At 72.3% G+C, this 14,317-nt stretch carries 13 protein-coding genes; 5 read left to right on the top strand and 8 right to left on the bottom strand.

Annotation, left to right across the window (positions count from 1 at the left end):
• Nucleotides 1-16 precede the first annotated feature (16 nt).
• The 3 genes from OG702_RS13375 to OG702_RS13365 are packed head-to-tail and all read right to left on the bottom strand — an operon-like array spanning nt 17 to nt 1,753.
• Nucleotides 17-502 carry a succinate dehydrogenase hydrophobic membrane anchor subunit gene (locus tag OG702_RS13375; protein WP_327289106.1) on the bottom strand — a complete coding sequence of 162 codons (486 nt, stop codon included), beginning with the start codon at nt 500-502 and terminating at the stop codon, nt 17-19.
• A 7-nt stretch (nt 503-509) separates the two neighbouring features.
• Nucleotides 510-890 carry a succinate dehydrogenase, cytochrome b556 subunit gene (gene sdhC, locus OG702_RS13370; RefSeq protein WP_327289105.1) on the bottom strand — a complete coding sequence of 127 codons (381 nt, stop codon included), beginning with the start codon at nt 888-890 and terminating at the stop codon, nt 510-512.
• 50 nt (nt 891-940) lie between these two features.
• Nucleotides 941-1,753, bottom strand: a complete 813-nt coding sequence (locus OG702_RS13365) for a 2-oxo-4-hydroxy-4-carboxy-5-ureidoimidazoline decarboxylase (protein ID WP_327289104.1) — start codon at nt 1,751-1,753, stop codon at nt 941-943.
• A 294-nt stretch (nt 1,754-2,047) separates the two neighbouring features.
• Between OG702_RS13365 and OG702_RS13360 the strand changes: the two genes are divergently transcribed.
• Complete coding sequence (locus OG702_RS13360; RefSeq protein WP_327289103.1) at nt 2,048-2,854, top strand: RNA polymerase sigma factor; 807 nt, start codon at nt 2,048-2,050, stop codon at nt 2,852-2,854.
• A gap of 17 nt (nt 2,855-2,871) precedes the next feature.
• On the opposite strand, the gene OG702_RS13355 is transcribed toward OG702_RS13360, so the two are convergent.
• Both OG702_RS13355 and OG702_RS13350 read right to left on the bottom strand, forming a co-directional pair.
• Entirely contained in the window at nt 2,872-3,387 is a 516-nt protein-coding gene (locus OG702_RS13355; protein ID WP_327289102.1) for a hypothetical protein, read from the bottom strand.
• 629 nt (nt 3,388-4,016) lie between these two features.
• Nucleotides 4,017-4,934: a L,D-transpeptidase family protein gene (locus tag OG702_RS13350; protein WP_327289101.1), complete on the bottom strand. Its 918-nt coding sequence runs from the start codon at nt 4,932-4,934 to the stop codon at nt 4,017-4,019.
• A gap of 212 nt (nt 4,935-5,146) precedes the next feature.
• On the opposite strand from OG702_RS13350, the gene OG702_RS13345 reads away from it, so the two are divergent.
• Nucleotides 5,147-6,727, top strand: a complete 1,581-nt coding sequence (locus OG702_RS13345) for an acyl-CoA mutase large subunit family protein (protein WP_327289100.1) — start codon at nt 5,147-5,149, stop codon at nt 6,725-6,727.
• Between the two features lie 53 nt (nt 6,728-6,780).
• On the opposite strand, the gene OG702_RS13340 is transcribed toward OG702_RS13345, so the two are convergent.
• The 3 genes from OG702_RS13340 to OG702_RS13330 are packed head-to-tail and all read right to left on the bottom strand — an operon-like array spanning nt 6,781 to nt 10,414.
• Entirely contained in the window at nt 6,781-8,013 is a 1,233-nt protein-coding gene (locus OG702_RS13340) for an acyltransferase family protein (RefSeq protein ID WP_327289099.1), read from the bottom strand.
• The gene (locus OG702_RS13335; RefSeq protein ID WP_327289098.1) at nt 8,010-9,386 is read right to left on the bottom strand and encodes a polysialyltransferase family glycosyltransferase; all 1,377 of its coding nucleotides are present in this window, start codon (nt 9,384-9,386) and stop codon (nt 8,010-8,012) included. Before OG702_RS13335 ends, OG702_RS13340 begins: the two co-directional genes overlap by 4 nt.
• Complete coding sequence (locus OG702_RS13330; RefSeq protein ID WP_327289097.1) at nt 9,386-10,414, bottom strand: glycosyltransferase family 2 protein; 1,029 nt, start codon at nt 10,412-10,414, stop codon at nt 9,386-9,388. The genes OG702_RS13335 and OG702_RS13330 overlap by 1 nt, the downstream gene beginning before the upstream one ends.
• A gap of 185 nt (nt 10,415-10,599) precedes the next feature.
• Between OG702_RS13330 and OG702_RS13325 the strand changes: the two genes are divergently transcribed.
• The 3 genes from OG702_RS13325 to OG702_RS13315 all read left to right on the top strand — a co-directional run bounded on the left by OG702_RS13325 (nt 10,600) and on the right by OG702_RS13315 (nt 14,275).
• Nucleotides 10,600-11,898: a DUF6716 putative glycosyltransferase gene (locus OG702_RS13325; protein WP_327289096.1), complete on the top strand. Its 1,299-nt coding sequence runs from the start codon at nt 10,600-10,602 to the stop codon at nt 11,896-11,898.
• Nucleotides 11,899-12,022: 124 nt separating this feature from the next.
• Nucleotides 12,023-13,273, top strand: a complete 1,251-nt coding sequence (locus OG702_RS13320; RefSeq protein ID WP_327289095.1) for an acylneuraminate cytidylyltransferase — start codon at nt 12,023-12,025, stop codon at nt 13,271-13,273.
• Between the two features lie 48 nt (nt 13,274-13,321).
• Nucleotides 13,322-14,275, top strand: coding sequence for an N-acetylneuraminate synthase family protein (locus tag OG702_RS13315; RefSeq protein ID WP_327289094.1), 954 nt, complete (start codon nt 13,322-13,324; stop codon nt 14,273-14,275).
• The last annotated feature ends 42 nt before the right edge of the window (nt 14,276-14,317 follow it).

The raw sequence follows: 14,317 nt of genomic DNA, 5'->3' as shown, positions 1-14,317 counted from the left end.
CCTGTCCAGCCCTGGCTTAGCGGATGTTCGGGTCGAAGGTGAAGATCACCAGCGAGCCGAGCACGATGGTGAACGCCACTGCGGTGAACAGCAGCGTCTTGAGCCAGACGCGGGTGTTGGCCTGCTCGGCGTAGTCGTTGATGACGGTCCGCAGACCGTTGCCACCGTGCAGCATCGCCAGCCACAGCATGGCCAGGTCCCAGTACTGCCAGAACGGCGACGCCCAGCGGCCGGCGACGAAGGCGAAACCGACCTTCTGCACACCGCCGTCCAGCACCAGCTGGATCAGCAGGTGGCCGATCACCAGCACGACGAGCACCACACCGGACAGCCGCATGAACAGCCAGCCGTACATCTCGAAGTTGGTGCGGGTGCTGCGCGGGGTGCGCTTGGTGCGCGCCCGCGGCGGTTCGATGACCGGGGCCGGGTTCTCCGGACTGTACAGGGGGACGCTGGAGCCGGTCAGCTCGACGGCGTCGGTGGTGTCGGTCGAAGTGGACATGTGTCGTTCAGCTCCCGAACAGTACGCGGGCGGCGTGGTTGAGAACCGGGTAGATCGCGCCGAGCATCAGCAGGATCCACACGCCCACCACGGTCCAGAGCATCTGCTTCTGGTAGCGGGGGCCCTGGGTCCAGTAGTCCACGGCGATGATCCGCAGGCCGTTCAGCGCGTGGAAGAGGACCGCGGCGACCAGGCCGTACTCCAGCAGGCTGACGACCGGGGTCTTGTAGGTGGCGACGACCTTGTCGTAGTCCTCGGGGGAGACGCGCACCAGGGCGGTGTCGAGGACATGGACGAACAGGAAGAAGAAGATGAGGACACCGGTGACTCGATGAGCCACCCACGACCACATGCCTTCCCGGCCGCGGTAAAGCGTTCCAGCCGGCACGGAAAATACCCTCCGGGAGCGGGGCGAGGGGTGCCGGCTAGGGGTGTCGGTCACGCCCGGCCGGGTACGGTCCACCGGCCCCGGCCATCGTAGCGACGCGATACGGGCTGCGTACCACGGGGTAGGCCAGGTGTGATCGATCCCGCACGGTCGGGTGAACCTGCGGCCTCGAATACGTGCTCGGGCAGGTCCGCGGGCCTGCCGTGGCCGGTGGAACGTCCGCTTCCGCCCGGGCCGCCCTCCGTCCCGCCGGCTCCGCCCGGGCCGTCACCGCCGGCCAGCCGGATCAGCCGCGTCCGGCAGATCCTGCGCAGCTGCTCCGCGGTGACCACCCGCTCCTCGTCCTCGTCGTGGCCGAGGCGTACCCGCAGGCTGGCCAGCGTCTGGTCGAGGGCGGCGGCCGGGTCGGCGGCGGTGTCGAGGGCGAGGATGAAGGCGTGGCCGAACTTCGCCTCGTAGTGCGCGTGGGCGGCGCGCAGCGCGGTGTGCACGGTCAGGCCGCCGCGGTCGGTCAGCGCCGTGGTGGCCTCGTCGGCCAGCGCCTCGGCGAGATCGCCGGGCGTCAGGTCGTACGCGGCCTCGTCCGCCGCCGCGAGCAGCGTCTCGACGGTCGGATACGGGCGGTGCGCGGCCATCCGCCGCGCCCACCGGTGGCTGCCGCAGCAGGCCAGCAGTGCCGCCTCGGCGGCGGCGGGCGGCGCCTGGTTGAGCCGCGTCAGCGGGGACGGCGGGGCGTCCGACGCGGTGTCACTGGACTGCAGCGGAGCTCCAGGGTCGTGGGGGGACGGCCGTACGGTGACCCCGTACGGCGGATTCGGCGGGGGAGAACTCCACTGTAGGGGGAGCCGGTTCGAACAGGGCATGCAGGTGTGCGAACTTCACCCGTATGGAGCCGTCCCCGGCGCGGGGTTGACCGGCTGCTCCCGGTGGCGCTCAGCGCCGGCAGGCCCGGCGTCCCGGCAGGCGCCGCGGGCCCGTCCGGGCGGCGGCCGCGACGGCGGGCCGCCCACCCGGCGGAACGCCCCACGGCGGGGCACACGGGAAAGTGACGACGGCCGGGGGCCGCCTCCCCCCACAGGAGCGTCCCCGGCCGCCGACTTGTACTGCGTATCCCAGACCAAAAGTGTCACAGCCGCGCATGAGGCAGGATTGGCCGTGTGTTCGAGGGGGTGGGGCCCGACGTGGAACTGCACGAATCCCTGGAGGCCGCGGTCAGCGCGGCCCAGCGGGGTGATGACACCGCGTTCCGTACCGTTTACCGTGCTGTCCAGCCGCAGTTGCTGAACTACGTCCGCAGCCTGGTCGGGCCGGTGGACGCCGAGGACGTGGCGTCCGAGGCATGGCTGCAGATAGCCCGCGACCTGCCCAACTACCGCACCGGCAGCGGGTCGATACGCGGCTGGGCGGCCAGGATCGCCCGCAACCGCGCGCTCGACCACATCAGGGCGCGCAGCCGGCGGCCGGTACCTGGCGGCGGTGTGGACGACCTGGTCCACCTGCCCGACCGGGCCGACACCGCGGGGGAGGCGCTGGACGCGGTGGCCACCGACCGGGCGCTGGCCGCCATCGCGGCACTGCCGCGCGAGCAGGCCGAGGCGGTGCTGCTGCGGGTGGTGATGGGGCTCGATTCGACCAGTGCGGCACGAGTGCTGGGAAAGCGCGCCGGATCAGTGAGAATGGCCACGCACCGCGGGCTGCGGCGGCTGGCCGAGATCCTGGAGTACGACCACGGGGACCCCGGGGATCCGGGCGGGCACCGCGACTTCGGCGACGACCTCGGGGACCTCGGCGCCCCCGCGGCCGGCACCGACCGCGGCGACCGGGGAGACCGGGCGGAGCACGGGGACCGGGGCGAGCCCGGCGGCCGGCGGCAGTACGCCGACGGTCCCGGCTCGGTACCCGAGCAGCGGCCCGCGGACCGGCCGCACGCGGATGTGACGTTTTCCGCGTCCAAGGCGCTGTGAGGAAGTGGGATGAGCGACTACAAGCGACGCCACAGCGCATCCACGGACCCGCCCCACCCGGCCCGGTACCCCCGCCCGCCCCGGCACTCCCCGGCGCGTCGCGGCGGGACCTGGCCCGACGCCCGTACCGCGGAACTGCTGCTCTCCGCTGACGGCTGGTCCGGGACGCCGCCGACCGTGCCCGCCGACCGGCTGGTCCGGCTGCTCGCCGCGGCTCGCGACGGCCACGCACCGCTCGACCAGGCCCGCGAGGCCGCGGCCCTGGCCGCCTTCCGCAAGGCCGCCGCCGGCCGGGCCGCCGCCCGCGCGGCCGGCGGCGCCGGCCGCCGTGGCGGCCCGCTGGCCGCCCTGCGCAGCGCCTTCGCGGCACGCAGGCCCCGGATGATGGCCGCGGCCGTCGTGTCGGCGCTGGCGCTCGGCGGAGTGGCGGTGGGGATGGCCGCGGTCGCCCGGTCGTTCACGCCGGGCGAGGGCGCGGGGACCGCGCCGGCCGGCACCAGGCCGCCCGCGGCGGTCTCGCCCGACAGCAGCACGGCCGGGCCCTGGACCGCGGGCCCCGGCCTGCGCGGCCTCGGCCCCGCGGCGCCCCCGGCGCACAGCGGCGCCGACGAGCGCCGGCACGGAGAGGGCGGCCAGGGCCGCCACGGAAGTAAACACGCGAGCGGCCGCGGACCTGGCCACCGCCACTCCTGCCACCGGGCGCAGCACGCCACCTGCCCGCACCGCCACCCCGGCCCGCGGGGTAGGGAGGCGCCGCGGCCCACGCGATCCGGGAGCAGCGGCGACGGTGGCAGCGGCGCCCTGTCCGGGCAGGGGAAGCCGCTGAGGCAGGGCAGGTCGGCGCGGTCGGGGAGGCCGCAGCCGGTGACGGCGGACGAGGGGCGGGGCGACGCCGCCCGGCGCCACACCCGCCCCGGGCGGCGGCCTCCGTCACATGCGCGCGGCAGGTGACACTTCTGACGGTCCGTGCGCTGTAGGGAGTAAGGCCGACTGGTCATCGGCCCCCCTGGCCCCGGTTCTCCCCGTATCGGGTTCGGGTAGCACGGAGCGCGACCGGGCGCATTTCCCCCTGCCCGGTCGCGCTCCTCCCGGCGCTGCTGACCCCGGCCGACGGCCCGGGCCGGTGACCCCGGCCGTGACGCCCGGTCAGCCGGTCGGCCGGTCACCAGTAGACGACGACCTTGTCGCCGACCCGCACCTCGTCGAAGAGCTTCGTGATCGCGGCCTTGTCACGTACGTTGACGCAGCCGTGCGACGCCCCGGCGTAACCGCGGGCGGCGAAGTCGGACGAGTAGTGCACGGCCTGGCCGCCGCTGAAGAACATCGCGTAGGGCATGGACGTGTGGTAGATCGTCGAGACGTGGTCGCGGCTCTTGGAGTTCACGTGGAAGAGGCCCTCACGGGTCGGGGTGTACTGCGACCCGAAGCGGACGTCCATGGTGGCCTGCACCTTGCCGTTCACCACCCATGACAGCGTGCGGCTTGTCTTGCTGATGCACAGCGTGCGGCCGGTCATGCAGCGCGCGTCCAGCTTGCCGGCCGGCTTGGCCGGGACCGGCGGGTAGAGCTCCTTGTGGGTGGGCTGGTGGGTCAGTGACCGCAGCTTGGACCAGGTGGCCTTGCTGACGCTGCCGGTCGAGCTCAGCGCGTGCCGCTCCTGGAAGTCGCTGACCGCGTGCTGGGTGACGGTGCCGTAGTAGCCCGTCGGGGTGCGCGAGAACAGGTGCAGCTGGCCGAGCCTGGCCTGCAGCTCGCGTACCTGCGAGCTGCTGGCGCCCACCTTCATCACGGCCTGCTCGACCGGCGGCTTGGCCGGGGCCTTGGTCGTCGGGTCCGCCGACGGGGTGGTCGTGGTCGCGGACGGGGTGCCGGCCGGTGCGGTCGTCGGCGGCACGGTGGTCGGGTCCGCGTCTCCGGTGGCCGGTGTGGTCGGGCCCGCCGAGGTGGTCGCCGGCGGCTTGTGGTCGGCCCCGGTGTCCTGCGGGCCGCACGCGGCGAGCACCGCCATGGCGAGCGCCGCGCCGGCCGCCGCCACCACCACCGGGACCCGCCGTCTGCTCCTGTTCCTGCTTGTGGACATCGCTCTCGTTTCCCCCTGAGTCGGTTCTTGTGCAGCGGTAGACACGTTTCCGGCCCGCGCGGTTGCGGCACCCTTGGTAGAGACCCGGGGACGGTGTCCGACTGTGAGGAAGGTCCCAGCTCGTGGCGCTGCACCGCGTGCACGCCCGCCGCTACAGTCCGTGGCGGGGAGCCCCCTCGACCCCACCCACCAGCACTGCGGAGGCCTGAAGCATGACGCGCGAGTCGGAAAGCGGCCTGCCGATCGAGCCGGTCTACGGCCCGGAGGCACTGGAGGGCTTCGACCCGGCGCAGAAGCTGGGGGAGCCCGGCGGTTATCCGTTCACCCGCGGGGTGTATCCGTCGATGTACACCGGGCGGCCCTGGACGATGCGGCAGTACGCCGGTTTCGGCACCGCCTCGGAGTCCAACGCGCGCTACAAGCAGCTGATCGCCAACGGCACGATGGGCCTGTCGGTCGCCTTCGACCTGCCCACCCAGATGGGTCACGACTCGGACGCCGCCATCGCGCACGGCGAGGTGGGCAAGGTCGGGGTCGCCATCGACTCGATCGACGACATGCTGGTGCTCTTCGACGGCATCCCGCTGGACAAGGTGTCCACCTCGATGACGATCAACGCGCCCGCCGCCCTCCTGCTGCTGCTGTACCAGCTCGTCGGTGAGGAGCAGGGCGTGTCGGCCGACCGGCTGACCGGCACCATCCAGAACGACGTGCTCAAGGAGTACATCGCGCGGGGGACGTACATCTTCCCGCCCAAGCCGTCGCTGCGGCTGATCGCGGACATCTTCGCGTACTGCAAGGCCGAGATCCCGAAGTGGAACACGATTTCGATCTCCGGCTACCACATGGCAGAGGCCGGCGCCTCGCCCGCGCAGGAGATCGCCTTCACGCTGGCCGACGGCATCGAATACGTCCGTACGGCGGTCGCCGCCGGGATGGACGTGGACGACTTCGCACCGCGGCTGTCGTTCTTCTTCGTCTCGCGCACCACGATCCTTGAGGAGGTCGCGAAATTCCGGGCGGCCCGGCGGATCTGGGCCCGGGTGATGCGCGAGGAGTTCGGCGCGCGCAATCCCAAGTCGCTGATGCTGCGCTTCCACACGCAGACCGCCGGGGTGCAGCTCACCGCGCAGCAGCCCGAGGTCAATCTGGTACGCGTCGCCGTCCAGGGGCTGGCCGCGGTGCTCGGCGGCACCCAGTCGCTGCACACCAACTCCTTCGACGAGGCCATCGCGCTGCCCACCGACAAGTCGGCCAGGCTCGCCCTGCGCACCCAGCAGGTGCTGGCCTACGAGACCGACGTCACCGCCACCGTGGACCCTTTCGCGGGCAGCTACGTGGTGGAGAAGCTGACCGACGACGTCGAGGCGGCCGCGGTGGCGCTGATGACCAAGGTCGAGGAGCTCGGCGGCGCGGTCGCGGCCATCGAGCACGGCTTCCAGAAGGGCGAGATCGAGCGGAACGCGTACCGCATCGCCCTGGAGACCGACGCGGGCGAGCGGGTGGTGGTCGGCGTCAACCGCTTCAAGCTCGACGAGGAGGAGCCGTACGAGCCGCTGCGGGTGGACCCGGCGATCGAGGCGCAGCAGGCGGCCAGGCTGGGCAGGCTGCGGGCGGCCCGCGACCAGGCGGCGGTCGACGCGGCGCTCGGGGAACTGCAGAAGGCCGCCGCGGGCAGCGAGAACGTGCTCTACCCGATGCGGGACGCGCTCAGGGCGCGCGCCACGGTGGGCGAGGTGTGCAACGCGCTGCGCGAGGTGTGGGGCACCTACGTGCCGACCGACGCTTTCTGACGGCGCGCCCGCGGGCGGGCCACCGGGGCGTCACCCCGGTGACCCGGCCCGGGTCAGTGCCGGACGCCGCTCTCGGCGGTCGCCGCGGCCGCGGTGAGCGAGCGGTTGAGGACCCGCTTGAGCCGCGGCGCCAGCGTGCGCTCCACCGACAGGTGCACCAGCCACGCCACACCGAGCATCACCAGGATGGTCAGCGGCAGGATGACGTTGTCCGGCAGGCTGGTGTGGTGCACGAACTGGTCGATGGTGACCCAGCCGACGTGCTCGTGGATCAGGTAGAAGGGGTACGTCAGGATGCCCGCGGTGGTCAGCCAGCGCCAGTTGACCGCGGCGATCCGCGGCACCAGCGTGACCGCGGCCACCGCGACGAAGGACAGGAAGACCACCAGGGTCACCCCCATCGGGGTGCGGTGGTGGAAGACGTGCACGTGCCTGCCGACCGTGTTGGCGGCGACCGCGTAGCGCTGGCCGATCAGGAACGCGGCGATCACCACGCCCCAGGACACCGCGTCGTGCCCGAAGCGGTAGATCAGGTAGAGGCCCATGCCGCCGATGAAGTAGGGCGCGTACTCCGGCATCAGCGCGACCTTGATGAAGGACGACGCGCTGGAGGAGTCCGCGTAGACCGCGGCGAGCATCCACAGGCCGCAGAAGAGCAGCACCCGCTTCCTGGACGCCCCCGGCCACACGACGACCAGTGCGAAGAGGATGTAGAAGCGCATCTCGGCCCACAGCGTCCAGCACACCCCGAGCACCCGGTGGGCGCCCAGCGGCATCTGGAACATGGAGAAGTTCACCAGCAGGTCGGTGTTGGGGATCCGCTGGTAGTCGGCCAGGACGTAGACCACGGTGGAGATGATCAGCGCGGCCCAGTAGGCCGGGTAGAGCCGGGTGATGCGGGAGATCGTGAAGTCCTTGACGGTGCGGCCCCAGCCGCTCATGCAGATCACGAAGCCGCTGATGACGAAGAACAACTCGACGCCGAGGCACCCGTAGTTGAACATCGACGACGCCTGCGGCCAGATGTCGCGGGGCGTACGCCCCCAGGAGCCGGCGACTATGCCGTCCTGCCCGGCGTAGTGGTAGAAGGCCACCATCAGCGCGGCCACCAGGCGCAGCCCGTCCAGGGCGCGCAGCCGGCCGCGCGGGCGGACCTTGGCCGGCGGTTCGGCCGACGGCCGCGGCAGCGGCTCGGGCTGCGGGCCCGCGCCCGGTCCTGACTCCTCACCCGGCCGCGGGAGCGAGTCCGTGGCCTGGCCGGCCGAGTCGGGGACTTGCAGACTCATCCGAGTGCAGCTTTCTTCAGGGCGCGGGCGCGACGGGCGACCCGGCGGACGGTGCGGTTGCGCGGGACGAACGCGAGCCGGGCCGGGAGGGCGCCCGGCAGCCCCAGCGACGTCAGCCGCCGCCGCTTGAAGTACGGCCAGGTCTCGGCGGTCAGGTTCGTGCCGAGCCAGGCCACGGCCTCGTCCCGCAGCCGCGGGTGGGCCTGGGACTGCATGCAGTAGCCGACGGTGTGCAGCAGCGGCGTCAGTTCGGCCGCCACCTTCTCCGGCGACGGCGGCGACCAGGCGCGTACCGCGGCCGCGTCGGCCAGGTCGGGCAGCGTCGCGTGCACGATCGTGACCGGTATCCGGTTGCTGTTCTGGTACGGCGCCAGCCGGTCGAGCAGCAGCCGGGTGCCGGTACGCGCCACCGGGATGCCGTACAGCACCGACGCGGTGAGCAGCGCGGTGGAGAAGCAGCCGGCCACCAGCGCGGGACGCGACTTCTGGTAGACCACCTCGGCGAGCACCGGGGTGTTCAGCACCGTCAACTCGGCGCCCAGCCGCTCGGCTTCGTCCCTGAGGGGCTCGGTCCAGTGGGCGGGCGCGGTCGGGTGCGGCTTGAAGACGATCTTCTGGTGGCCCAGCGCGACGGCGCCGCGGACCATCGACAGGTGCAGCTGCTCCTCCTCGTCGGCGCTGAGTATGCCCAGCGCCGACAGGTACTGCCCGAGCAGCAGGGCGGCGTTCTGCGGTACGCCGTCCAGGTCGTCGCCGCCCGCGTCGCCGGCCGCCTCGGCGACCTCGGAGAGCACCTTGGTGAACTCGGCGCCCGGCACCACCTGCGAGGGCACCCCGAACTCGGTGAGCAGCAGGGGTTCGAGGCCGGGGACGAGGTCCAGGTGCAGCAGCTTGTCGATCCTGGTGTCGACCAGCAGGCCGAGCTTGTTGCGCGTCGGGCCGTACGACATCAGGCCGTCGGCGTAGACCGTGATCGGGGCGCCGAGGAAGATCTGCGCGAACGACAGGGCGGGCGCGACCTGCAGGGACTCCACGACCAGGTCGAGGTCGTCGTCCCCGAGCTCCCAGAGCATCCGGAAGTAGCGTTCCCACAGCGGGATGTCGTCGGTGCCCGGCGACCAACCGCTTGGATGCAGCGGGGAGATGGCGTCGTTCCAGGACACCACCCGGTCGAAGCGCCCGCGCAGCGCGCGGAAGCCCGGTGCCTGGTCGAGGCGTTCCGCGGTCTCCGGCACCGAGGAGTTGTTGCTGACCACCAGGACGCGGCGGTCGGCGGGCGGCAGCGCGCCCGCGTCGATCGCGGCGGCGAGGGTGGCGGCGCCGTAGAGAGTGGAGGCGAGCAGCAGCTGGGTGTGCGTACGGGCGCCGGCCATCACGCGACCACCGCACCGGGAGTGCCGGCGTTGTCCCGCGTGTCGATCTCCGGCTCCGCGCCCTCCGACCGGCCGGCGAAGCGCCAGCGCAGCCGGCGGATCTTCGAACTGCGCTCCAGGTCCATCGAGTCGAGCACCCCGGCCAGCACGTCGGACGGCAGTCGGCCGAGCGCGGCGGCGCAGGCCGCCTTCAGCCGGCGGGCCATCGCCGGCTCGAACCGGTCGATCTGGTCGAGGTGGAAGACGATCAGCGCGCAGAACTGGCGTACGGCCTTGGGCAGGAAGCGCTCGCCGTCCTTGTCGCCGGCCAGCATGGAGAAGATCCGCTCCGAGGCCCGGACGAAGTCCAGCTGGCGCTCGTCGTTGATCTGGGTGAGCGAGGTGGTGACCCCGCGCCGGTAGTGCACCCCGATCAGGTTCACCACCGCGCAGCTCTCGGCGCCCAGGTGCAGCTGCCAGGTCCACGGCCGGTCCTCCGCGGTGCGCAGGTCGGTCGGGAAGTGCACGATGCCCTTGTCGACGATGCGGCGGTGGAAGGCGCCGGCCCAGCAGTAGGCGTAGTCGACCAGCGCGGGCCGGTCGGCCGGCAGCACGGTGTCGCGCGGGTCGAGCACCGCGTTCCTGCGGCCGTGCGGGGCGCGCATGATGTTGCGGGTGCTTCCCGTGCACTTGAGGTGGTCGGTACGGACGAAGTCCACGTCCAGCTCGTCCATCGCGGCGACCAGTTGCGGCAGATAGCCGGGCGCGAGCCAGTCGTCGCCGTCCATGAAGTTCACGTAGCGGCCGCGGGACTCGTCGATGCCCGCGTTGCGCAGCGCGGAGACCCCGGTGTGCTCCCGGCGGATGATGCGCGCTCCGGGGAGCGTACGTACCCCTTCTTCCAGCAGCTGCGGCGTCCGGTCGGTCGACCCGTCGTCCATCAGCAGGAACTCGTAGTCCGGGCGGGCGTTGGCCCGGAGGCTGTGCAGCGCGTCAGGCACGAAAGGCTGCACATTGAAAAAGGGCACGATGACGGAGAGCTTGACCACCCGCCGAATCCTAGGGTCTCGCATCGCGGCATGATGGGCGGGCGGGGAACGTTTGGGTAAACGGAAAATGGCCAGCGGGTGTTGTCGTCAATACGCGGGCGTACTCGCGAAGTAGCGGCATTCTGTTTACCTGTTGTTGTCCTCCGATTAGCGCATTCCACCCGCCTGCTTCCTAGTGTCGGGGGGTGCCTGAACGTACGCCCGGCCCCTTGCGGGTCACTGTGATCGCCGACTCGGACACCCGGTGGAAATGGGGTGCGCTGACCGCGCGCCGAATCGACCCCGATGCCCGTCTCGACGCCCGGCTGCTCCGCGGCCGGGCCACACCCACCCCGCGGCAGCTCGCCGAACTCGGCATCCCCGCCGACTCCATGGTCGAGGCCACCGCGGCGGAGATCCTGGCGCAGACGCACGCGGGCACCTGCGACGTGCTGGTCATCTCCTGCGTCGGCGGCACCGTCCAGGCGCTGCTGCACGGCCTGTCCCGTGCCTGGGAGGGCCGCACCCGCCGCCCGGTCGTCGTCACCGGATACGTCGGCGTGGTCTACGAGAAGCTCGCCGACGGGCTGCTGCTGCGCGCCGGTGCGGACGTCGTGCTGGCCAACAGCGCTGACGACGCACGGCGGTTCAGGGACGTCTACGACGGTGTCGGCTACCGCACCGGCAGCATCGTGGAGACCGCCCTGCCGTTCCTGGGCGGCGAGCCCTACCGGGCCGACGACAGCCGGCCCTTCACCGTCACCTTCGCCGTGCAGCCCTCGGTGCCTGACAGCCGCGCGGACCGCCTGCACCTGCTGCGGCGGGCCGTCGGCCACGCCCGGCTGCACCCGTCGCGCGAGGTGCTGGTCAAACTCCGCAGCAAGCCCGGTGAGCACACCACCCACATCGAGGAGCAGCCCTACCAGAAGCTGGTCGCCACCCTCGACCCGCCGGCCAACCTGCGCCTTGTCTACGGCAACATGGCCGAGGTCCTGGACCGCACCGACCTGCTGGTGACGGTCAGCTCCACCGCGGCGCTCGAATCGCTGCACCGCGGCATCCCGACCGCGGTCCTCACCGACCTGGGCATCCGCGAGTCGCTGGGCAACCACCACTTCCTGGGCTCGGGCTGCTACGCCTCGTGGGACGAGCTCGACGACTGCCATGTGCCCAAGGCCGACCCGGAGTGGACGGCGGCCCACGGCGTCGCGGGCAGTGCCCCCTTCGCCGCCCTGCGCGGGCGCGTCTCGGCGCTGCTCGACGAGGCGGAGCTGCCGGCGCTGTCCCCTTACTACACGCTGCGCACCGCCCCCGGTTACCTCCCCGGGGTGCTGGCCCGCCACGGCCTGACCCCGCAGGCCGACCCGATCGACGGCTTCGCCCCGCGCGAGGCCGGCCCGGTCCGCCAGGCGGTCCGCGAGTTCGTCCGCAACTCCGCGAGGACGGCCTATCGGCAGGGCGTGCAGCGCGTCGCCCCGACGATCCGCCGCTGGGGGCAGCTGTGACCCGATTCCGCGCCCCGGCCGGCGCCCGGCCCGCCCGGTTCCGCGCTTCCTCCTCCGGCGGGGGCTGCCCCGATCCGACACCCCCTGTCGCAGGGGAGCCGCACGTCATGACAGGAGTCACCCGATGAGCCAGACGTCCCGCCCGCCGGCGGCCACCGCAGCAGACCAGGCCGGCGCCACCGTCCTGGCGGTGATTCCCGCACGCGGCGGATCCAAGGGCGTACCCGGCAAGAACCTCGCCCCGATCGGCGGCGTGCCGCTGGTCGCGCGGGCGGTCCGCGCGTGCGTGCGGTCCCGGCGGGTCAGCGCCGTCGTCGTGTCCACCGACGACCCCTCGATCGCCGAGGTCGCCAGGACCGCGGGCGCCGAGGTCGTGCTGCGCCCGGTCGCCATCGCAGGTGACACCGCGACCAGCGAGGCCGCCGTGCTGCACGCGATGGACGCGCACGAGACGACGGCCGGCGCGGCCACCGACGTGGTGCTGCTGGTGCAGTGCACCAGCCCGTTCATCACCGCCGAGGAGATAGACGGGGTGGTGGCCGCGGTCCTGGACGGCGGCGCCGACACCGCCCACACTGTCGCCCCCTTCCACGGCTTCCTCTGGCGCGAGGCGGCCGAGGACCTGGCCGACGACTTCGCCGAGGGCGACTCGGCCTACGGGGTCAACCACGACAAGGCCACCCGGCCGCGCCGCCAGGACCGCCCGCAGGACCTGCTGGAGACCGGCGCCGCGTACGCCATGCGCGCCGCCGGATTCCGCGCCGCGGGCCACCGCTTCTTCGGCCGGACCGCCCTGGTCCGCACCGACCCCGCGAAGGTGCTGGAGATCGACGAGCCCGCCGACCTCCAGCGCGCCCGCACCCTGGCCCCGTTGCTCGACCCGACGGCGGCCACCCCGACCCGCGACGACGTCGACGCGGTCGTACTGGACTTCGACGGCACCCAGACCGACGACCGGGTGCTGATCGATTCGGACGGACATGAGGCCGTGACCGTGCACCGCGGTGACGGGCTCGGGATCGCGGCGCTGCGCCGTGCGGGACTTCCCGTCCTCATCCTGTCCACCGAGACCAACCCGGTCGTCGCCGCGCGCGCGAGGAAGCTCGACGTCCCCGTACTGCACGGCATCGACCGCAAGGACCTCGCGCTCAAGCAGTGGTGCGAGGAGAACGGCATCGCGCCCGAGCGGGTGCTCTACGCCGGCAACGACGTCAACGACCTGCCGTGCTTCGGCCTGGTCGGCTGGCCCGTCGCCGTCGCGGGGGCCCATGACGTCGTACGGGCCGCGGCCCGCGCGATCACCACGGTCGAGGGCGGCCACGGAGCGATCCGCGAGATCGCCGCATGGCTGCTCGGCCCCACTCTGGCCCGCTGACCCGGCCACCTCCCCCCGTCAGTCCCGAACACCGTTAGGAACTCCCCCGTGACCTCTCCTCTCGCTTCCCTCCCCTCCAATCTCCGCCCGGTCGGCTCCCGCCACATCGGCAACGGCCAGCCCGTGTACGTCACCGGCGAGATCGGCATCAACCACAACGGCGACCTGGAGAACGCGTTCGCCCTGATCGACGCGGCCGTCGCCGCGGGCTGCGACGCGGTCAAGTTCCAGAAGCGCACCCCGGAGATCTGCACCCCGCGCGACCAGTGGGAGATCGAGCGGGACACCCCGTGGGGCCGGATGACCTACATCGACTACCGGCACCGCGTCGAGTTCGACGAGAACGGCTACCGCTCCATCGACGAGTACTGCCGCAAGCGCGGCATCGACTGGTTCGCGTCGCCGTGGGACGTGGAGTCCGTCGCCTTCCTGGAGAAGTTCGACGTGCCCGCGCACAAGGTGGCGTCCGCCTGCCTGACCGACGACGACCTGCTGCGCGCGCTGCGTGCCACCGGCCGCACGGTGATCCTGTCCACCGGCATGTCGACCCCCCGGCAGATCCGGCACGCCGTGGAGGTGCTCGGCAGCGACAACATCGTGCTCTGCCACGCCACGTCGACCTACCCGGCCAAGCACGACGAGCTCAACCTGCGGATGATCAACACGCTGCAGAACGAGTACCCGAACGTGCCGGTCGGCTACTCCGGCCACGAGGTCGGCCTGCAGACCACGCTGGCCGCCGTCGCGCTCGGCGCGGTCTTCGTCGAGCGGCACATCACCCTGGACCGCGCCATGTGGGGCTCCGACCAGGCCGCTTCGGTCGAGTCGCAGGGCCTGGAGCGGCTGGTCCGCGACATCCGCATCATCGAGACCTCGCTCGGCGACGGCGTCAAGAAGGTCTACGACGGCGAGCTCGGCCCGATGAAGAAGCTGCGCCGGGTCGCCGGTGTGGTCGCCGAGTCGGAGGCCGCCGAGGCCGGTTCGCAGACCGCCTCGGTCTGACGCACCGGCACGGCACGGGCGGTGGAGACCGCCGGGAACCCC

It is taken from the genome of Streptomyces sp. NBC_01198 (genome assembly GCF_036010485.1).
Taxonomy (GTDB): Bacteria; Actinomycetota; Actinomycetes; order Streptomycetales; family Streptomycetaceae; genus Actinacidiphila.
Note: the sequence above shows the minus strand (reverse complement) of the source record. Positions and strands in the feature narration are given on the sequence as shown.